This window comes from Rhizobium sp. NZLR1b, assembly GCF_019685155.1.
GTDB lineage: Bacteria > Pseudomonadota > Alphaproteobacteria > Rhizobiales > Rhizobiaceae > Rhizobium.
The window spans coordinates 1-18,697 of sequence record NZ_JABDWC010000013.1 but is presented as its reverse complement, the minus strand read 5'-3'; the positions used below and the strand labels follow the sequence as shown (position 1 = coordinate 18,697).

Below are 18,697 nucleotides of genomic sequence, written 5' to 3'. Positions count from 1 at the left end.
CGCGATGAAGATCACCAAACTCACCACCTATATCGTTCCGCCGCGCTGGCTGTTTTTGAAGGTCGAAACCGACGAAGGCATCGTCGGCTGGGGTGAACCGGTCGTCGAAGGCCGCGCGCTGACCGTTCAGGCTGCCGTCCACGAACTGGAAGACTATCTGATCGGCAAGGATCCCTTCCTGATCGAGGACCACTGGACCGTGATGTATCGCGGCGGCTTCTATCGCGGCGGCGCTGTTCACATGAGCGCGATCTCGGGCATCGACCAGGCGCTGTGGGATATCAAGGGCAAGGCACTCGGCCAGCCGATCCATTCCCTGCTTGGCGGCCAGCTGCGCGATCGGATCAAGGTCTATTCCTGGATCGGCGGCGACCGTCCCGCGGATGTCGCCAACAATGCCAGGGAGGTGGTCGCCCGCGGCTTCAAGGCGATCAAGCTCAATGGCTGCGAAGAAATGCAGATCGTCGACACCAACGAGAAGGTGGAAAAGGCGGTCGAAACCATCGCCGCCATCCGCGAGGCAATCGGCCCGCATATCGGCATTGGCGTCGATTTCCATGGCCGCGTGCACAAGCCGATGGCCAAGGTTCTCGCCAAGGAACTCGATCCCTACAAGCTGATGTTTATCGAGGAGCCGGTGCTTTCCGAAAACAAGGAAGCCCTGCGCGATATCGTCAACCATACCTCGACGCCGATCGCGCTCGGCGAACGCCTCTTTTCGCGCTGGGACTTCAAGCAGGTTCTTTCGGACGGCTATGTCGATATCATCCAGCCGGATCTTTCGCATGCCGGCGGCATAACCGAATGCCGCAAGATCGCGGCGATGGCCGAAGCCTATGACGTGGCGCTGGCGCCGCATTGCCCGTTGGGTCCGATCGCGCTCGCCGCCTGCCTGCAGGTCGATGCCGTCAGCTACAATGCCTTCATCCAGGAACAGAGCCTGGGCATCCACTACAATAAGGGCAACGACATTCTCGACTACATCTCCAACAAGGAGGTGTTCCAGTATGCCGATGGTTTCGTCTCGATCCCTCAGGGCCCCGGTCTCGGCATCGAGGTCGACGAGGCCTATGTCATCGAACGTGCCAAGGAGGGTCATCGCTGGCGCAATCCCATCTGGCGCCACGCCGATGGCAGCTTCGCCGAGTGGTGAGAGCGCATTTCGCATTGAACTGTCGCACAATGTCTTTTTTTGCGGCGCCTTTGAATTCAGTCGCTTTGCCGAGCCAGTTCTCGCCTCCAAGTCACAACAGCGAACATCGGCGCATCCTGTTGAGGCATACTCAGAGGTGCACTTGTGAGTGTCAGGTTGTCGCCCGAAAAGTCCAAGTATCTGACTTGCTCGCTCCCGACCCAAGGCTCAAACCACGCGATGTCGACGGTGGTAACGAGCCGGTTGGGCGGCTCGACCCTGTATCGACCCGAGTAAGCCAGCATCGAACGGAAAGCTGCTGCCTCATCGGCTTCGGTCTTTGGGCGTGATCGACCACCAGGTGTGATCAGGGCGGACATGCGGCCTTCGGGACTGAATATCACCATTCCAGACGGGCGCTCGCCCCAAGGATGCGTTCGCTGGCCTGTTGCGCAGTCCTCAATTTGAAACGAATCGATGATCCAGATACCGACCAAATTTCTAGCGTGCATCGGGTAGTCCTTTAGTTCACCGTTGCAATGCGAAACTCGAACAACTGCTTTCGTGTGGAATAATAACCATCGGAGGAAACTGCCTGGGGTGAACTCTATCGCAAATATCCCCGAAACTCCTAGTTTTGCGCGTGGTCTTTGCAACGGTATGTTTGCGACTGTAAGCATTCCACATTTGAGTTAGAGGCTGGCCGCGCGAGCAGCCTTTTTTATTTGCCGTGTAGCAAATCGGTCGTCTCGTCCGTCATGGTGGAAACTCAAACAGGAGATCTTACGATGGCCAGAGCAATCGCAATCATCGTCGCCCGCATCATTTTCAGCTTCATCTTCTTCATGGCCGCCGGCTTCAAGTTCGCCGACATCGGTGCGACGGCGGGTTACATCACTGCTGCCGGTTTTCCGATGGCGACATTCCTTGCCTGGGTCGCAGCCTTCTTCGAGATCGCGCTGGCGCTGGCCTTCATATCCGGGGCCTTCTTCACCGAGGCGAGCCTGCTGGCAGGGATCTATGTGATCTTCCTCGCCTTCGCTTTCCACGGTCCATCTCATTGGCAGCAGAACCAGGCCGAGTTCGGCTTTTTCATCGATCACTTCACCTTCCTTGCCGGTCTACTCTTTGCCGCCGTCCACGGGCCGGAGAAATGGGCGTTGAGACACGGCCTCCTCAGATAGCTCCCTCGAGGCACTCTCCGCCGGAACCAACAGTGGTGCCGAACATTGGCTTACGGTCAAACGGCAAGGAGAGCCGCCCATGGAGCTGAAGGATAAGATCGCGTTGGTGACGGGCGCCGGTTCCGGCATCGGCAAGGCGGCCGCGCTGAGGCTCGCCGCCGAGGGAGCAAAGATCGCCGTGCTGAGCCGCACGGCCGACGAGGTCGAAAAGACCTGCGCCGAGATCAAGGCCGCCGGCGGCGGGTCGATCGCGCTGACGGCCGATACCAGTGACGAGGCTCAAATGCGGAGCGCCGTGGCGCGGTTGACCGATATCTTCCATGGCCTCGACATCGTTGTCGCCAACGCCGGGATCAACGGCGTCTGGGCGCCAATCGACGATCTGAAGCCGGATGAATGGGACAAGACCATCGCCGTCAATCTGCGCGGCACCTATCTGACCTTGCATCTGACGGTGCCTCACCTGAAGCGCCGCGGCGGTTCGATCATCGTCGTCTCCTCGATCAACGGCACCCGGACATTCACCACGCCGGGCGCTACCGCCTACACCGCAACCAAGGCCGGCCAGGTTGCCATGGTTCAGCAGCTCGCCCTCGAACTCGGCCGGCACGGCATCCGCGTCAATGCCGTCTGCCCCGGCGAGATCGAGACCAATATCGGCGCCAACACAAATAGCCGCCATCGCGAGGAGACGGAGGTTCCGGTCATCTGGCCGCAAGGGGATATCCCGATCGCCGGCGGCAGAGCGGGCAAGAGCGAGGATGTCGCCGAAACCATTCTCTTCCTCGCCTCGGACCGCGCCCGACACATCACCGGGACGCCGATCTGGATCGACGGCGGCCAGGGTCTGCTGCGATAGCCCTCACCCGACCCTGTGAAGATCAGCCGTTCAGCCGGGCGCTTTCGAGCGTATAGAGCTGCTGGGCGCGCTGCACGCCACGCAGTGCGTAACGCCCGATGCAGGCGAGTGCAGCGCGCTCCTCCTCCGGGATCGCCGAGGCGAAATCGGAGGACATCAGCACATTGAGATCGACCGAGCGGCAGATCGAGGCGATGCGGCTGACTTCGTTGACCGCAGGGCCGATGACCGTGAAATCCAGCCGGTCCTGGCTGCCGATATTGCCGTAAAAGACGTCGCCGATATGCAGGCCGATATAGACATCTGTCGTCGGCCGGTCGCCGGCCTTGCGTTCGCCATTCAACTTGGCGAGTTTTTCTCGCAGAAGCGCTTCGGCGTTGAGCGCCGCACGGCAGGTCTCCGCCGGCACCTCGCCCTTGAAGATCGCCAGCACACCGTCGCCGATCAGCTTCAGCACGTTGCCGCCGGATTCGTGTATGGCTGTAATTACCGCCTCGCTATAGTCGTTGAGCAGCGGGATGATCTCCTCAGGCGGCACGCTGTCGGAGATCTTAGTGTAGTTCAGAAGATCCGAAAACCAGAGTGCGGCCGAAATCCGCTCCGATTTGCCGCGGCTGATCTTGCCTTCCATCACCTGGCGCGCCGCGTCCTCGCCGAGATAGACTTCGGCGATGGTGCGGGCGATGCGCCCGAGCCCGATACACTTGATCGCCAGCCCCAGCACCGGCACGAGCTTGCGCAGGATGGCGAGGTCGTGATCGGAAAAGCCCTCCGGATGTTTGGTCGCGAAATGCGAGAAGAAACAATCCATTTCGCCGATCGTGCCGGCCTCGCTGAAACGATGCACCATCGCCACGAAATCCGTGTGCCCGGCTTCGGCGATCTTGTCGAGCATGGTGAAATCGATCGGATCGCCGAAGCCGAGACGCCGGCGTATCTCCCGTTCATTGTTGGACCAAAGATGATAGAAGGCCGAACTCTGCCAGTTCGCCGCGGCTTCCCCGGAGCTCGTCGGGCCGTATTCGAACTCCGTCTCGACTTCCTCCTCGCTGTCCCAACGGAAGGCCCGGCCCTCGTGCACAGGGTGCAGCGTATCCATTAGTGCCAGGCCGCGGTCGAGCGGCAGCCCGGTATTGCGGCAAGCCGAGCAGAAACCGGTCATGAGCTCGGCTTCCGAAGCACCCTTCAGTCCTTGCTCCGTGACCCAGGCTGCAATCGTGCTGACGTCGCTATAATCCATGCCGCTCACCTTCACTCTCGTCCAAGCTGTAGTCCGATTTCGGCATGGAAGGAAGCCAATTGCCTCAATCGTCCGCGGGCATATTGTAGGGTGTGACGATTTCAACGGAGGAAAGCGAGGCCGGGACCGCCCGCCGCGGTGAAGCCGCCCGGCTCATGATCGCCCTGAAAGCCGAACGCGCATCGGTTCTGAGATCATGATGCAAAACGAAGCCGATCCGGCGCGCGGCAAGCAGCGCACGATTATCAGCATCGAGATCGTGGGCGACGAAGACGCAGACCGGGCGCTCGGCCGCATCGAAGGCCGCCAGCACCGCCCGGTTGCCGCCGCCGATCGAATAGACGGCGTTAATCGTGGGATCGGCCGCAAGAGCTGCCGCCGCGAGCGTTCCCGTCACCGCATCGGTGCCATGGCCCTCGCTGATTTCGGTGATGCCGATGCCGGAATAATGAGCACGGAGGACGCGGCGAAAGCCGATTTCCCGCTCCTCTTCGCCGCGGAAGCGTCCACTGGACAGCGTCACCAGCACCTTGCCGCTTTTTGTCCCGAGAAATTCGCCGATCAGATAGGCGGCGGTCTCTCCGGCCGCCCGGTTGTCGGCGCCGGCATAGGCGATGCGCGCCGAATTCGGCAGATCAGTCACCAACGTCACCACCGGAATGCCGGCCGCATCCGCCCGCGCGACGGCGGCGGCCACTTCGGCGACGTCGGGCGCCTTGAGCACGATACCATCAGTGCCGCGCAGCCGGATGCGATCGACAAACTGCGCCATCTCGGCCGGCTTCATCACCTCGGCGAAGTGGAACCGGCAACGAAAGACGCCGGGCAGGAAGGCCGCTATCTCCGCCTCGAAGGCGGCGCGCACCGCATCGCTGAAACGCTGGGGAGTCTCCATGACGATATCGATGGCCAGCATACGGCCGCTGCCCATCGCCCCCGCCTGCTGCTTCTCCAGCTCCGCGATCGCCGCCTTCACTCGCATTGCCGTCTGTTGGCGCACACCCGGCCTGCCGTTTAGCACCCGGTCGACGGTCGCGGTGCTGAGCCCCGCCTGGAAGGCGATATCCTTGACGAGGAAGAGGTGGGCCATAGAATCCGCTTGATGGTTTTTTGATGGATTGCTGATCTATATCACCCGGCATCGCAGCGTATAGTGCCTTCATCGAAAGAGGAGGAGCCATTATGAAAACCGACAACCCGCAGAAATTGCGCGCCGACCGCGTCTGGCTGAGCGAAGACAGCTGCGATCTCGACGATTTTCGCCGCCTGGCGGAAAAGACCACCGCGCTTGCCGACTACCCCACGGCGTCTGCGATCGAAAAAAACGTACTGATCTACGACAGCCGCAAGGTGATGGCGGCCGTCGCAACGCCGGAAGGCCGGCGCGCCGTCCTGGCGGAGATCTGCGAGGCCTTTGGCGAGGGTCCCGGTGTCGCCGTCTTCAAGCATGCTTACGAGGATACCGGCATTATCGACCGCGCCAGCACCATCTTCGGCCAAATCATCGCGGACCAGCACCGCAGCTCGACCGGCGGCGGCGATCACTTCGCCAAGCCCGGCGCCAACGACCGCATCTGGAATTCGCTGGAGAAACATTGCCTCGCCGATCCCGCGAATTTCGCCGAATATTACGGCAATGCCATCGTCGCACTGACAAGCGAAGCCTGGCTCGGCCCGAGCTACCAGATGACGGCGCAGGTCAACCGCGTCAATCCGGGCGGCGCGGCCCAATCGGCGCATCGCGACTACCATCTCGGCTTCCAGTCGTCTGGGGTGATCGAACAGTTTCCGGCGCATGTACACCGGCTCTCGCCGGTGCTGACGCTCCAGGGCGCGGTCGCCCATTGCGACATGCCGCTCGAAAGCGGCCCGACGCTGTTTCTGCCGCACAGCCAGACCTATGTGCCCGGCTATCTCGCCCTCAAGCGGCAAGAGTTCCGGGATTATTTCGAGGTCAACCATGTCCAGCTGCCGCTCGAAAAAGGCGACGTCGTCTTCTTCAACCCCGCCCTCTTCCACGCTGCCGGCACCAATCGTTCCGCCGACATCAAGCGTGTCGCCAACCTGCTGCAGGTCTCCTCCGCCTTCGGCCGGGCAATGGAAACCGTCAACCGCCAGAGGATGAGCGCCAAGCTCTTTCCCGCCTTGAAGACCTTGCAGGGCAGGCTTTCGCCCGATGAGATCACCAACGCCGTCGCTGCCTGCGCCGAAGGTTATTCCTTCCCGACCAATCTCGACCGCGACCCGCCGCTCGGCGGCCTGGCGCCGAAAACGCAGGCGCAGCTGATGCATGAGGCATTGGGGGAAGGCTGGAGCGACCAAACCTTTATGGCAGCACTTGCCGAGCAAGCGCAGAAGAAGCTGAGCTGACTAAGGAATTGAAAGCCGCTCATCCGCATTGACATATGAGCCTCCCGCACCCGCGGAAGGCCATTCGCATATCATCACCAAGGAGGAACCACATGAGCACGGATCACGGCCGCCTCGACGGCAAGATCGCTATCGTCACCGGCGGCACGCAAGGGTTGGGCGCGACCATCGCCCGTCTGTTCGCCGAACGCGGCGCGGAAGGCATCGTCATTTGCGGCCGCAACGAAGCCAAGGGCACGGCGAAGGCCGCAGAGATTTCGGCTGCGACGGGCGTGAGGGTCCTCTACGTCGGAGCTGATCTCGGCGAGGTCGAGGATGCGCAGAATGTCGTGCGTGCCTGCGATGAGGCCTTCGGCCGTGTCGACGCGCTGGTCAATGCCGCCGCCATCACCGACCGCGGCACTATTCTCGATACCAGCCCTGAACTCTTCGACGCCATGTTCGCGGTCAATGTGCGTGCGCCGTTTTTCCTGATGCAGGAAGCGGTGAAGGTCATGCGTCGCGAAAAGATCGAGGGCACCATCGTCAATATCGGCTCGATGTCGGCCAAGGCGGGCCAGCCCTTCATCGCCGCCTATTGCGCCTCCAAGGGTGCGCTGGAAACGCTGACGAAGAACACCGCCTATGCGCTGCTGCGCAACCGTATCCGCGTCAACGGCCTTAATATCGGCTGGATGGCTTCCGAGGGTGAGGATCGGATCCAGCGCGAATTTCACCACGCGCCCGCCGACTGGCTGGAGAAGGCGGCAGCAAGCCAGCCCTTCGGCCGCCTCGTCGACCCGCATGAGGTGGCGCGCGCCTGCGCCTATCTGTCATCGGCCGAATCCGGCCTGATGACCGGCTCGGTCATCTGCTTCGACCAGTCGATCTGGGGTGCTTATGACGGCTCGCCGCATCCGGTCGCGGCGCTTTAAAGAAGCAAGCGCTCGGCATTTCAATTGGCGGGCTCTGGCACCTGCCCGCGTTTGTAGCTAGGAAGAAGGCGACAGCATTCAGGAGGAAACTGGCGTGGCCGACAATCCGCTTTACGACATTCGCGATGAACGTTTCGGCGCTCTGGTCATCGGCAGCGCCGCGCTCGAGGAGCTTTATTCCGGCTGCCGCTGGACGGAAGGCCCGGTCTGGTTTTCCGACCTCAACTGCCTTCTGTGGAGCGATATCCCGAACGAACGCATGATGCGCTGGACACCGGATGGGACAGTCTCGGTCTTCCGCTCGCCCTCCAACTACGTCAACGGCAATACCCGCGACCGGCAGGGCCGGCTGGTCTCCTGCGAACATGGCCGCCGCCGCGTCACCCGCACCGAGACGGACGGCAGCATCACCGTTCTCGCCGACAGCTACAAGGGCAGGCGGCTGAACTCGCCGAACGACGTCGTCGTGCATTCCGATGGCGGCGTCTGGTTCACCGACCCGACCTACGGCATCCTGTCGGACTACGAGGGCCATAAGGGCGAGCCCGAGCAGCCAACCCGCAACGTCTACCGGATCGACCCGGCAAGCGGCGCGATCGAGGCTGTCGTCGAGGACTTCATCCAGCCGAACGGCCTTGCCTTCTCGCCCGACGAGACGAAGCTCTATATTGCCGATTCCGGTTCGGCAAAACATGAAGTGCCGTGCCATGTAAGAGTTTTCGACGTCATTGACGGCAGGAAGGTCGCCAATAGCCGCTATTTCTGCAGCATCGAAGCCGGCCATCCCGACGGCTTCCGTTTCGATCTCAGCGGCAATCTGTGGACGAGTGCCGGCGACGGCGTGCACTGCTTTTCGCCCGATGGTGCGCTGCTCGGCAAGATCAGGGTGCCGCAGACTGTGTCCAACCTCACCTTCGGCGGCCCCAAGAAAAACCGGCTCTTCATCACCGCGACACGCTCGGTCTATTCGATCTACACGAAGACCAACGGCGCCCAATATCCGTAGGCACCGGCGCCCTGCCGGCGCCGGCCCATGGCATAAGATCAGGCCTTCACCCCGTCCGGCCTGCCGTGCAGCGGCTCGGCACGATGCCAGTTTTCCAGGATTCGGCCGTCGCGATGCTTCTGCTGCGCCCAGCGGATTCCGTTCGAGATCACCTTGTGCACGATCTTGTCGTGATAGATCGGATAAGTCTCGTGGCCGGGACTGAAAAAGAAGATGCGCCCACGCCCACGCTGGAAGGTGCAGCCGCTGCGAAAAACCTCGCCGCCGGAATACCAGGAGATGAAAACCAGTTCATCCGGCTGCGGAATGTCGAAGGGCTCGCCATACATCTCCGAGGCATTGACCTCGAAATAGGGCGGCAGCCCCTCGGCGATCGGATGTGAGGGATTGACCACCCAGACACGCTCCAGGTCTCCATCAGGCGTCTCGCGCCAGGACAGGTTGGCATTCGTGCCCATCAGCCGGCGGAACAGCTTGGAATGATGGCCGGAATGCAACACAAGCAGGCCCATGCCCTTCAGCACGCGCTGCTGCACGCGGTCGATCAGCCCGTCGCTCACCTCCTCATGCGCCATGTGCCCCCACCAGAGCAGCACGTCGGTATCATCGAGCACACTGTCCGGCAGGCCTTCATCGGGATCATCCAGCGTGCCGCGTCGGATTTCGAAATCCGTATGGGCGATGCCGGCGGCGATCGCGCCGTCGATACGATCGGGATAGATCTCCTGAACTTCTCTGTGGAGCTGCTCGTGGCGCCCCTCGTTCCAGATGGTGACCTTGATTGTCATGGCATTCCTCGTGTTGTTTTTAGACGGAAGGCGAACGGGTGACCCGGCCGGCGGAATCGAACAGATGGCAAGCGGCAGGATCGGCTGCCAGCGACACGCGATCGCCCGGCCGCACCGCGATATCGCCCTCGGCGCGCACGACGATCGGCTGCTGCGGCGAGCCGACGGTCATGTAGGTCTCGACGCCCAAGCGCTCGACGATGACGACATCGGCCGTGAAATGTCCCTGCCCCTCTGGTGCAATCCTCAGATGCTCCGGCCGAATGCCGAGCCTGGCCTCGCCCTGCGGCACCGCGCCACCCGTGTCGGCAAGATCGAACGACAGCCCGATCGGGCTGTCGAGATGCAGGACACCCGCCGAAGCCCGCGTCGCCGTGACCGGAATGACGTTCATCTTCGGCGAGCCGATGAAGGTCGCGACGAATTCATTCTGCGGCTGATGGTAGAGTGACATCGGCGCCCCCTCCTGTGCCACCAGGCCCTTGTTCAGCACGACGATGCGGTCCGCCATCGTCATCGCCTCCACCTGGTCGTGGGTGACGTAGACGACGGTTGCTTTCAGCTCGCGGTGCAGCCGCTGCAGCTCGGCGCGCATCTGCACGCGCAACGCCGAATCGAGATTCGACAGCGGCTCGTCGAACAGGATCAACGCCGGTTTCTTGATGATGGCGCGGCCGATCGCCACGCGCTGGCGCTGGCCGCCGGAAAGGGCGGCCGGGCGCCGGTCGAGATAGTCGGTGAGTTGCAGGATCTCGGCGACGCCCTCCACCTGCCGGCGGATCTCCGCCTCCGATACCTTCTTCAGGCTGAGCGAGAAGCCAATATTTTCGGCAACGCTCATATGCGGATAGAGCGCATAGGACTGGAACACCATGGCGATGCCGCGCTTGTCGGGCGGCACGTCGTTGATGCGCTTGCCGTTAAGGATGAGGTCGCCCTCGTCGATGCCTTCGAGGCCGGCGATCATCCGCAGCAGCGTCGACTTGCCGCAGCCGGAGGGGCCGACGAAGACGGCGAATTCGCCGTCCTCAACGGTGATGTCGACGCCTTTGATGACCTCGAGCGCGCCGTAGAATTTGCGAACGTTTCTGAGATTGATCATCCGTTTCTCTTTCTGGATCTCAGCCCTTCACGCCGCCCGAAAATGTCTGGACGAGGAAGCGCCGGGCAAAGCTGAAGGCGATGACGGCAGGCAGCAGGTAGATGAATGCCAGCGCCGTCAGCAGTCCGTAGTCGATCTCGTTGATACGCAGGAAGGCGCGGAAGAGACCGAGCGGCAGCGTCTGCAGCTCCGGCGACGACAGGAAGATCAGCGGCAGCAGAAAATCGCCCCAGGCCGACATGAAAGCGAACAGCCCGGCCGCAGCCAGCCCCGGCAGCGCCAGCGGGATCAGCACCCGGCGGATACGCTGGATCAGTGTTGCCCCGTCCATTAGCGCCGCCTCCTCGTAATCCCGCGGCAAGCCGTCGAAGAAAGTCTTCATGATCCAGAGCGCCAGCGGCAATTGCATCGTCGCCAGCACCAGGATCAGCCCGAGATAACCGTCGATGAAGCCGGTCCAGCGCATGATGTCGCGGGCATAGCTGCCGAAGATTGGCCTGAGGACTGCCGCTTCCGCATTGTTCAGCGTCAGCAGGAACTTGTAGAGCGGCACGACGAGTGCGGTCGGGGGCAGCACGCGGATGAGCAGGATCGCATAGAGGAAGGGCAGCTTCCACCAGGCCCGGGTGCGCGACAGCGCATAACCGCCGAGCCCGGAAAGCACCATGACGAGCAGCGTCGCACCGCCGACCACGAAGAGCGAATTGAACAGCCACTTCGCCCCATCCTCCTTGGTGAAGACCTTCACGTAGTTGGCGAACGTCCATTGCTCCGGCCAATGCAGGAAGAGCTGCGCATTGCCGTCGAGCGAGGCGAGCAGTACCCAGAAGAAGGGCACGGCGCAGAAGATCGAGATCAGCGACAGCGTCGCATAGGCGATGAGGTCGGAGCGGCCCTTGTTGGCGGTCTCGCTTGGGGAAACGACGGCCATGTCAGACCTCCACTTTCATCGCCCGGACATAGGCAATGCCGAGAACCAGCGAGATGACGAGCGCAACGACCGCGACTGCGGCGCCATATCCCAGCTGGAACGACGTGAAGGACTGGTTGTAGATGTAAATGCTGACGACCTCGGTGGCGCCGCCGGGTCCGCCGCGCGTCAGCGCGTAGACGAGGCCGAAGACGGCGATAGTGGAAACGGCCGAGATCAGCATGTAGAGCAGGATCGTCGGCATCATCAGCGGCAGGGTAATGCGGCGGAACATCTGCGACGGCGTGGCGCCGTCCATGCGCGCCGCCTCGTAGATTTCGGCCGGAATGGTGCTGAGGCCCGCGGTCAGCAGGATCATTGCCGTGGCGATGCCGCGCCAGGTGTTGACGATGATGATCATCGAAAGCGGGAAGACCTGCAGCCAGTCGGCCGGCGTGATGCCGAAGACGCTGACGATGCGGCTGAGCGTTGCATTGTCGCCACCCGCCAGCATCGATATCCACATGAAGCCGGCGACCACTTCGGGGGCGGCATTCGGCAGCAGGATGATCGACGAGAACACCCGCCGGAAACGGATCGGCCGGCGCAACGCGATTGCCGAAATCAGGCCGAGCGCAAACTGGCCGACCACTGCGGAACCAATGACGAAGACGAAGGTGACGAACAGGGAGTTCCAGAATTTCGCGTCGTTGAACAGCCTGGTATAGTTGCGGAGCCCGACGAAGCGAGGCCGAAGTGCTGCCGCCCCGGTCAACGCCTCGTTGGTGAAGCTCAGATAGATGGAATAGATGGCCGGGTAGATGACGAAGGCCAGAAGCAGCACCAGCGAGGGCAGCAGGATCAGCAGCCATTGCCGCTCAGCGCGCCTTTCATGAGAGTTTCGGGCCATGGAAGCTCACAAACCTTGTCATGTGAATCCGGCCTTGTCGTATGAACCGGTCTATCGAATGAACGCGGGAAGACGCGGGCGATGACGCCGCGTCCCCGCTCCCGAGGTAAAAAGGCCAGCTTATTTGACCATGTCGTCGCCGAGGGTTTCCTTGACGTAGTCGACAAGGATCTTCTGGGCGCCGGCGGCATCGGTTTCCTTGCGCAGCAATGCTTCGGTGGCGCGCGCGACACCTTCAGAGACCGTGCCGAAACCGGAGGCCTGCTTCAGGAAGACGCCGTTTCCGGCCGCTGCATGGATCGGAACCAGTTCCGTCAGCTTCTGGAAGTCGGCATTCTTGGCCGCATCCTTGCTGGCCGGAATGTTGCCGATGCGGGCGGCATAGGAAACCTGCGTCTCGATCGAGCCGATCTCCATTAGCGCTTTGATTGCCAGTTCGGTATTGGCCGACTTGGAATTGACGGCCCACGGCGCGGCGAGGTTGGCGAGCACATACTGGCCACTGCTCTGGCCCGGCACCGTCCAGGTTCCCACAACCTTGGTCACCTCGGGGATCGGGTTCTTGCTTTCGCGGCCCCAGTCGAAAATGTAGCACCAGGAACCGCAGGTGGTCGCGGCAAGCTTGCCGGCCGGGAACATCTGGTACTTCGGCACGACCCAGGGTTCCGGTCCGAGCAGCGGCTGCGTCGGCATCAGATCCTTATCGATCAGCTGCTTGTAGACGTTGAAGACATCCTTGATGCCTTCGCCATTGAGATCGAGCTTGCCGTCGGCATCGACCAGCTGCGGCGTCTTCGAGCCGACGAGCAGGTGCTGGAAGCCTTCGTCGAAAGCGCCGCTTCCCCAGGAGACGCCGGCCGGGAAGAGCAGGCCGTAGGCACCGGTCTTCTGCTTGATCTCGGCGGCGCGGTCGAGAAGCTCCTGCCAGGTCTTCGGCTGTTCGGTTGAAATACCGGCCTTTTCGAGAACGTCCTTGCGGTAATAGATTTCCTGGATACCGAGCATGAACGGCATCACATAGGTTTCGCCATCGGGGCTGACGGCAAGCTCCTTGGCGACGTCATAGAGGTTGGCATAGCCGTCCCAGGCCTTGAACGCCTTGGTAACAGGCGTGAGGTAGCCGGCTTCGACCATGTCGGCGACGGCCGCCGTCGTCGGGATAGAGAACAGGTCGGGCGCGTTGCCGGCGCCGAGCTCCGTCAGCAGCTTGGTCAGGTAGTCCTTGTCGGGCGCCGGATATTCGATGACCTCGACGGTCACCCCATATTTCTTTTCGATCCGCTCGACCGTCGATTTCATCGCATCGATGCCGGCCTGACCATGATTTGCAATTCGGATTGTCTCAGCCTGCGCCAGGGTCGAAACCGCGCTGAGCAAAATGGCCCACAGGCCACCAAGAACCGTTTTCTTCAACGAAAAATCCTCCCTCTTTCAGACACACGGCGCCCTCCAGCACCGGCTGTGAAAATGTACACGTATTCCAATGAGTCGCAAGGCGTTTTTGAAAAGACTCGAGCGTAAAAGTTAATTCATTGATTCTACATACTATTATAAGTCTTGCGATAACTGCATTACTTGTGTAATCGTGTGCACAATGCATCCGAGGAGGAATTTCATGTCTGAGAAACTACGCCTCGGCGTCATTGGCGCCGGCTTGAAGGCGGCGGAGTATGCCGAGAGCTGGGTGAGGATGCCGGAGATCGAATTTGCAGCGCTCGCCGACACCACGGCGGCTTCGCGTCAGCGCCTGATCGACGTCTGTCTCGCCGCCGGCACATCCGAGCCAAAGAGCTTCGAGGACTATCGCCCGATGCTCGCCGAGTGCCGCGGTGAACTCGACATTATCTACGTCTCCACCCCGCATGCCTTCCACGCCGAACAGGCAACCGCCGTCGCCGAGGCCGGCCTCGACCTCTTCCTGGAAAAACCGATGGTGACGACGGTCGCCGAGGCCGAGAGGCTGATCGCCGCCCAGAGGAAAAGCGGCGTCACCATCGTCACCGCCTTCCAGGGCGGCCTGTCGCCGCTGGTACTGGACACCCGCCGGCGAGCTCTCGCTGGCGAATTCGGCGCGCTGATCGCCATATCGGGCATGATCTGGGAAAGCTGGTCGTCCAACTATCACGGCCATTGGAAGCAGCAGCCTGCCATATCGGGCGGCGGCTTCATGTTCGATACCGGCGCCCACATGATGAACACCGTCTGCCTGCTGGCCAATTCAGATTTCGACAGCGTGTCGGCCTACATGAACAACCATGGCAGACAGGTGGATATCGCCACCGCCGTCTCCGCCCGGCTGAAGAACGGCGCGCTGGCGACACTGACCGCCGCTGGCGAAGGCCCTCCCGGCTGCGCTTCCTACATCACCTTCTTCTATTCGAAGGCGATCGTACGCATCGACGCCTGGGGCGGCTGGCGCGAGATCAGTGTCGGCAGCAAAGCCGAGCCGCGCGAGGAGGCCGAGATTCTCGGCAATCCGATGAAGAATTTCCTCGCCATTCGCGAGGGAAAGATGGAAAACTCCGGCTCCGTTGAAATGGGCCTCAGATTCGCTAGGCTATGGGATGCAATTAAGGAATCGGCAGCGGCCGACGGCGCTTCCGTCAGGATCGCCGCCCGATAGGCGCTGAAGATGAGCGGAATGAACAGACGGCGGATCACCTCGAAGGAACTGGCAAAGCTCGCCGGCGTCTCCTCCGCCACCGTTTCCCGCGCCTTCTCGCCGGATTCGCGTATCGGCAGCGCCACCCGGGACCGCATCCTCGCCGTCGCCCGTGAACATGGCTACCAGCCGAATGCGATCGCCCGCTCGCTGAACAACCAGCGCTCGCGTCTGGTTGCCCTGGTCGTCAATGCGATCGGCAACCCATGCGAGGCGGAGGAGCAGCAGCTTCTCGTCCACCGCCTACAGGCACGGCAATTGCTGCCGATCATTCTTTGCTGCGCCGACCACGCCGACCGGCTGCAACTGATGCGTCTTGCCTCCACCTATCAGGTCGATCACGTCGTCGTCTTCTCCGACATGGTATCGATGCAGGACGCCGTCGATATCTTCCACACGACCAAGCCGATCATCGTCTCCTTCGAGCCGCTCGAAAACGAGAATGTCTCCAGCATCCGCATCGATGGCTCTGCGGCCGCCGACGAGATCATCGACAAGATTGTCCGCGACGGCAAGAAGCGCTTCGCCTACCTCGCCGGTACCACTTCAAGCTGGATCGACAAGCTCAGGCGCAAGTGGTTTGCCGATGCGCTGGCTAAGCGCGGCCTGGCCTTCGAGGCGCAGGCCTTTGGCGACTATTCCTATGATTCCGGCTTCAAGGAAGCGGTGCTGCTGCTGCACCGTGACAAGGTCGACGCCATCATCTGCGGCAACGACGTCATGGCGATCGGCGCACGTGATGCCGCCCGCCGCGTGCTCGGCAGAAACACGCCGGACGATATTGCCATCGTCGGCCAGGATGGCATCGCCATGGCCGCCTGGGATTGCAATGACCTCACCACGCTGAGCCTCGACCACATCGCCTTCATCGATGCCGTCGTCGAATTGATCGAACGCCATGACGCCGAGATCGAAGGCCCGCACAACATCACGCTCACCTGCACCGCGCGCTGGGGCTCGACCGCCTGATGCATGTTCGTAGCCGAGCGTGAAGCGGTTCAGGATGACGACAGGCATGAAAAAAGCTAAAGCGCGTCGCATGAAAGAGATTCGATGTGACTCGCTTCAGAGCATGATGCCGAAAAGTGTGAGCGGTTTTCGGACAACATCATGCTCTAATTCTTTAATTTGGCTCGCACCTTATTGCATCACGGAGGAATAGCCGATGACCCGATTTTCACGCGCCGAAAGGCGCCGCGCCGCTCCCGAAGCCATGACCGGGAGAGCCTGAGATGCGGTCCGTCGTTTCCTTCAACGAAGGCTGGAGTTTCCACGAGGGCTTCGGCCAGCGCCTGCTCGAAAACTTCGATGCCGCCAGGTCGGTCAGCCTGCCCCATACCGCCGTCGAATTGCCCTTCAACTACTTCGACGAGACCAGCTATCAGCGCGCCTTCACCTATCAGAAGGTGCTGCGCTGGCTGCCTGAATTCGAGGGCCGCGAGGTCTCGCTCGTTTTCGACGCCGCCATGGCAGACAGCGTTGTCTATTTGAACGGCGAAGAAATCATCGCCCACAAGGACGGTTACACTCCCTTCGAGGCACGCCTCACCGGCAAGCTCCTCAAGGGGAAGAACCTCGTGACCGTCAAGATCGACGGCAGCGAAAACCCTGCCATCCCGCCGTTTGGCGGCCGCATCGATTATCTCACCTATGCCGGCATCTATCGCGACGTCTGGCTGAAAGTCACCGACCCCGTCTCGATTCGCAATCTCAAGATCGAAACCACAGACGTTCTCGCCTCGGAGAAGTCGGCAACCATCCGCGTCGATATCGCCAATCCCGAGGAGCGCAGCTTCTCGGCGACCGTCACCGCCACGTTGAAGCAGGCAGACGGCGCGGTGATCGCCACCGCAGCAACCGAAACGATCGGCGACCGCACCAGGCTTTCCTTCGGCGGTCTCACCGGCATCGCCCTCTGGGACATTACCGATCCCACGCTCTACGAGGTCACCGTCGAACTGAGGACCGAGCACGGCTCCGACCGTCTCTCCACCCGCTTCGGCTTCCGCACCGCCGAATTCACCCCGGAAGGTTTCCTCTTAAACGGCAAGCCGCTGAAACTGCGCGGCCTCAACCGCCACCAGGCCTTCCCCTATGTCGGTTATGCCGCCGGCCGGTCGGCCCAGGAGCGCGACGCCGACATCATGAAGTCGGTGCTGAAATGCAATATCGTCCGCACCTCGCATTATCCGCAATCGAAATGGTTCCTCGACCGCTGCGATGCGATCGGCCTGCTGGTTTTCGAGGAGATCCCCGGCTGGCAGCATATCGGCGATGCCGACTGGCAGAAGGAATCGATCGAGAACGTCCGCCGCATGATAGAGCGCGACTGGAACCATCCCTCGATCATCATCTGGGGTGTGCGCATCAACGAATCGCAGGATGATCACGATTTCTACGCCGAGACCAACCGGCTCGCCCGTGAACTCGACAGCACCCGCCAGACCGGCGGCGTGCGTTATATCACCGAGAGCGAGCTGCTCGAGGACGTCTATACGATGAACGACTTCATCCTCGGTAACGAGGAACTGCCGGGCGCCAACCGCCCGCGCACTGCATTGCGCGGCCAGGAGGAAAATACCGGCCTGTCCCGCAAGGTGCCGTACCTCATCACCGAGTTCAACGGCCACATGCACCCGACGAAGATCTATGACCAGGAGCAGCGCCAGGCCGAGCATGTGCGCCGCCACCTCGACGTTCTGAACGCCGCCTATGGCGATCCGGATATCTCCGGCGCCATCGGCTGGTGCATGTTCGATTACAACACCCACAAGGATTTCGGCTCCGGCGACCGCATCTGCTATCACGGCGTCATGGACATGTTCCGCGAGCCGAAATTCGCCGCCTATGCCTATATCAGCCAGTGCGACCCGTCCGAAGAGATCGTCATGAAGCCGGCGACCTTCTGGGCGCGCGGCGAACGCAATATCGGCGGCGTGCTGCCGCTGATCATCCTGACCAATTGCGACGAGGTGGAGCTGCAATACGGCGTGCTCAGCAAGCGCATCGGTCCGGACCGCGAAAACTATCCGCATCTGCCGCATCCGCCCGTCGTGCTCGACCATCGGCACTTCACCACGGATGAACTCGGCACCTGGGGTCTCGAATGGATCGACGGCACCTTGACCGGCTATATCGCCGGCGAGCCGGTGGCCAGCCTGACGCTGGCGGCCGATCCCTTGCCGACCACGCTGGAAATCGTCGCCGACAGCTCGACGCTGAAAGCCCGCGAACGCGACAGCACCCGCGTCATCATCCGCGCACTGGACCAGTGCGGCCAGCGCCTGCCCTTCATGAACGACACGATTTCGCTGAAGGTGCATGGACCTGCAAGGGTCGTCGGCCCGGCCAATGTGCCGCTGCAGGGCGGCACCGCCGGCTTCTGGCTGGAGGCGACCGGGATGGTGGGCGAGATCACCGTCGAAGCGGTCTCCTCGCGTTTCGAGCCGGTAACCTTCAGCGTGACGGCCGCGGCCTGACGACTGATCACCCGATCCGCACCTGGCTGTCCGGATCGAAGAACACGGCCTTGTCGAGATTGAAGGCAAGGCGAGTTGTCTGTCCCGGAGCGATGCCGGCATCGGCGCGCAGGCGGGCGACGACGGATTTGCCGCCGAGCT

The 18,697-nt window shown here is 61.8% G+C and carries 17 protein-coding genes and 1 pseudogene; 9 read left to right on the top strand and 9 right to left on the bottom strand.

Annotation, left to right across the window (positions count from 1 at the left end; translation table 11 throughout):
- Window positions 1-4: 4 nt before the first annotated feature.
- Window positions 5-1,153: a galactonate dehydratase gene (dgoD, locus tag HJB84_RS18825; RefSeq protein ID WP_207581899.1), complete on the top strand. Its 1,149-nt coding sequence runs from the start codon at window positions 5-7 to the stop codon at window positions 1,151-1,153.
- Window positions 1,154-1,209: 56 nt separating this feature from the next.
- Here the strand turns inward: dgoD and HJB84_RS34125 are convergent, their stop codons facing one another.
- Entirely contained in the window at window positions 1,210-1,644 is a 435-nt protein-coding gene (locus HJB84_RS34125; protein ID WP_221116582.1) for a lipocalin-like domain-containing protein, read from the bottom strand.
- Between the two features lie 276 nt (window positions 1,645-1,920).
- Between HJB84_RS34125 and HJB84_RS18815 the strand changes: the two genes are divergently transcribed.
- Together HJB84_RS18815 and HJB84_RS18810 are read left to right on the top strand one after the other, a co-directional pair.
- Window positions 1,921-2,316: a DoxX family protein gene (locus HJB84_RS18815; RefSeq protein ID WP_207581901.1), complete on the top strand. Its 396-nt coding sequence runs from the start codon at window positions 1,921-1,923 to the stop codon at window positions 2,314-2,316.
- 79 nt (window positions 2,317-2,395) lie between these two features.
- Window positions 2,396-3,175, top strand: coding sequence for an SDR family NAD(P)-dependent oxidoreductase (locus HJB84_RS18810; RefSeq protein ID WP_207581902.1), 780 nt, complete (start codon window positions 2,396-2,398; stop codon window positions 3,173-3,175).
- A gap of 22 nt (window positions 3,176-3,197) precedes the next feature.
- On the opposite strand, the gene HJB84_RS18805 is transcribed toward HJB84_RS18810, so the two are convergent.
- Together HJB84_RS18805 and HJB84_RS18800 are read right to left on the bottom strand one after the other, a co-directional pair.
- Window positions 3,198-4,415: an adenylate/guanylate cyclase domain-containing protein gene (locus HJB84_RS18805; protein ID WP_221116581.1), complete on the bottom strand. Its 1,218-nt coding sequence runs from the start codon at window positions 4,413-4,415 to the stop codon at window positions 3,198-3,200.
- A gap of 64 nt (window positions 4,416-4,479) precedes the next feature.
- Complete coding sequence (locus HJB84_RS18800; protein ID WP_207581904.1) at window positions 4,480-5,505, bottom strand: LacI family DNA-binding transcriptional regulator; 1,026 nt, start codon at window positions 5,503-5,505, stop codon at window positions 4,480-4,482.
- A 92-nt stretch (window positions 5,506-5,597) separates the two neighbouring features.
- Here HJB84_RS18800 and HJB84_RS18795 point away from each other — a divergent pair, with 92 nt between their 5' ends.
- The 3 genes from HJB84_RS18795 to HJB84_RS18785 all read left to right on the top strand — a co-directional run bounded on the left by HJB84_RS18795 (window position 5,598) and on the right by HJB84_RS18785 (window position 8,705).
- Window positions 5,598-6,785, top strand: coding sequence for a phytanoyl-CoA dioxygenase family protein (locus HJB84_RS18795; RefSeq protein WP_221116580.1), 1,188 nt, complete (start codon window positions 5,598-5,600; stop codon window positions 6,783-6,785).
- A 92-nt stretch (window positions 6,786-6,877) separates the two neighbouring features.
- Window positions 6,878-7,699 carry an SDR family oxidoreductase gene (locus HJB84_RS18790; RefSeq protein ID WP_221116579.1) on the top strand — a complete coding sequence of 274 codons (822 nt, stop codon included), beginning with the start codon at window positions 6,878-6,880 and terminating at the stop codon, window positions 7,697-7,699.
- A 94-nt stretch (window positions 7,700-7,793) separates the two neighbouring features.
- A complete protein-coding gene (locus HJB84_RS18785; RefSeq protein ID WP_207581907.1) occupies window positions 7,794-8,705 on the top strand; it encodes an SMP-30/gluconolactonase/LRE family protein in 912 nt (303 codons plus the stop codon).
- A 38-nt stretch (window positions 8,706-8,743) separates the two neighbouring features.
- On the opposite strand, the gene HJB84_RS18780 is transcribed toward HJB84_RS18785, so the two are convergent.
- The 5 genes from HJB84_RS18780 to HJB84_RS18760 all read right to left on the bottom strand — a co-directional run bounded on the left by HJB84_RS18780 (window position 8,744) and on the right by HJB84_RS18760 (window position 13,828).
- Entirely contained in the window at window positions 8,744-9,493 is a 750-nt protein-coding gene (locus HJB84_RS18780; protein ID WP_207581908.1) for a ThuA domain-containing protein, read from the bottom strand.
- 19 nt (window positions 9,494-9,512) lie between these two features.
- Entirely contained in the window at window positions 9,513-10,595 is a 1,083-nt protein-coding gene (locus tag HJB84_RS18775) for an ABC transporter ATP-binding protein (RefSeq protein WP_207581909.1), read from the bottom strand.
- A 19-nt stretch (window positions 10,596-10,614) separates the two neighbouring features.
- Window positions 10,615-11,526 (bottom strand): carbohydrate ABC transporter permease, encoded by a 912-nt coding sequence (locus HJB84_RS18770; protein WP_207581910.1) that lies wholly within the window; start codon window positions 11,524-11,526, stop codon window positions 10,615-10,617.
- Window position 11,527: 1 nt separating this feature from the next.
- Window positions 11,528-12,415, bottom strand: coding sequence for a carbohydrate ABC transporter permease (locus HJB84_RS18765; RefSeq protein ID WP_221116578.1), 888 nt, complete (start codon window positions 12,413-12,415; stop codon window positions 11,528-11,530).
- A gap of 120 nt (window positions 12,416-12,535) precedes the next feature.
- Window positions 12,536-13,828, bottom strand: a complete 1,293-nt coding sequence (locus HJB84_RS18760; RefSeq protein ID WP_221116577.1) for an ABC transporter substrate-binding protein — start codon at window positions 13,826-13,828, stop codon at window positions 12,536-12,538.
- A gap of 202 nt (window positions 13,829-14,030) precedes the next feature.
- Between HJB84_RS18760 and HJB84_RS18755 the strand changes: the two genes are divergently transcribed.
- From HJB84_RS18755 to HJB84_RS18745, 3 genes are all read left to right on the top strand, one after another.
- Window positions 14,031-15,038: a Gfo/Idh/MocA family protein gene (locus tag HJB84_RS18755; protein WP_207581913.1), complete on the top strand. Its 1,008-nt coding sequence runs from the start codon at window positions 14,031-14,033 to the stop codon at window positions 15,036-15,038.
- A gap of 9 nt (window positions 15,039-15,047) precedes the next feature.
- Window positions 15,048-16,046, top strand: a complete 999-nt coding sequence (locus HJB84_RS18750; protein WP_207581914.1) for a LacI family DNA-binding transcriptional regulator — start codon at window positions 15,048-15,050, stop codon at window positions 16,044-16,046.
- 263 nt (window positions 16,047-16,309) lie between these two features.
- On the top strand, window positions 16,310-18,556 hold the full coding sequence (locus tag HJB84_RS18745) for a glycoside hydrolase family 2 TIM barrel-domain containing protein (protein ID WP_207581915.1): 2,247 nt from the start codon (window positions 16,310-16,312) through the stop codon (window positions 18,554-18,556).
- 7 nt (window positions 18,557-18,563) lie between these two features.
- On the opposite strand, the pseudogene HJB84_RS18740 reads toward HJB84_RS18745, so the two are convergent.
- Window positions 18,564-18,697, bottom strand: a pseudogene (locus HJB84_RS18740) (sugar ABC transporter ATP-binding protein); the annotation flags it as partial.

What these genes read in the sequence shown, in the direction of transcription:
- dgoD (WP_207581899.1), top strand. Translation starts at nt 5, where the DNA reads ATGAAGATCACCAAACTCACCACCTATATCGTTCCGCCGCGCTGGCTG.
- HJB84_RS34125 (WP_221116582.1), bottom strand. Translation starts at nt 1,644, where the DNA reads ATGCACGCTAGAAATTTGGTCGGTATCTGGATCATCGATTCGTTTCAA.
- HJB84_RS18815 (WP_207581901.1), top strand. Translation starts at nt 1,921, where the DNA reads ATGGCCAGAGCAATCGCAATCATCGTCGCCCGCATCATTTTCAGCTTC.
- HJB84_RS18810 (WP_207581902.1), top strand. Translation starts at nt 2,396, where the DNA reads ATGGAGCTGAAGGATAAGATCGCGTTGGTGACGGGCGCCGGTTCCGGC.
- HJB84_RS18805 (WP_221116581.1), bottom strand. Translation starts at nt 4,415, where the DNA reads ATGGATTATAGCGACGTCAGCACGATTGCAGCCTGGGTCACGGAGCAA.
- HJB84_RS18800 (WP_207581904.1), bottom strand. Translation starts at nt 5,505, where the DNA reads ATGGCCCACCTCTTCCTCGTCAAGGATATCGCCTTCCAGGCGGGGCTC.
- HJB84_RS18795 (WP_221116580.1), top strand. Translation starts at nt 5,598, where the DNA reads ATGAAAACCGACAACCCGCAGAAATTGCGCGCCGACCGCGTCTGGCTG.
- HJB84_RS18790 (WP_221116579.1), top strand. Translation starts at nt 6,878, where the DNA reads ATGAGCACGGATCACGGCCGCCTCGACGGCAAGATCGCTATCGTCACC.
- HJB84_RS18780 (WP_207581908.1), bottom strand. Translation starts at nt 9,493, where the DNA reads ATGACAATCAAGGTCACCATCTGGAACGAGGGGCGCCACGAGCAGCTC.
- HJB84_RS18775 (WP_207581909.1), bottom strand. Translation starts at nt 10,595, where the DNA reads ATGATCAATCTCAGAAACGTTCGCAAATTCTACGGCGCGCTCGAGGTC.
- HJB84_RS18770 (WP_207581910.1), bottom strand. Translation starts at nt 11,526, where the DNA reads ATGGCCGTCGTTTCCCCAAGCGAGACCGCCAACAAGGGCCGCTCCGAC.
- HJB84_RS18765 (WP_221116578.1), bottom strand. Translation starts at nt 12,415, where the DNA reads ATGGCCCGAAACTCTCATGAAAGGCGCGCTGAGCGGCAATGGCTGCTG.
- HJB84_RS18755 (WP_207581913.1), top strand. Translation starts at nt 14,031, where the DNA reads ATGTCTGAGAAACTACGCCTCGGCGTCATTGGCGCCGGCTTGAAGGCG.
- HJB84_RS18750 (WP_207581914.1), top strand. Translation starts at nt 15,048, where the DNA reads ATGAGCGGAATGAACAGACGGCGGATCACCTCGAAGGAACTGGCAAAG.
- HJB84_RS18745 (WP_207581915.1), top strand. Translation starts at nt 16,310, where the DNA reads ATGCGGTCCGTCGTTTCCTTCAACGAAGGCTGGAGTTTCCACGAGGGC.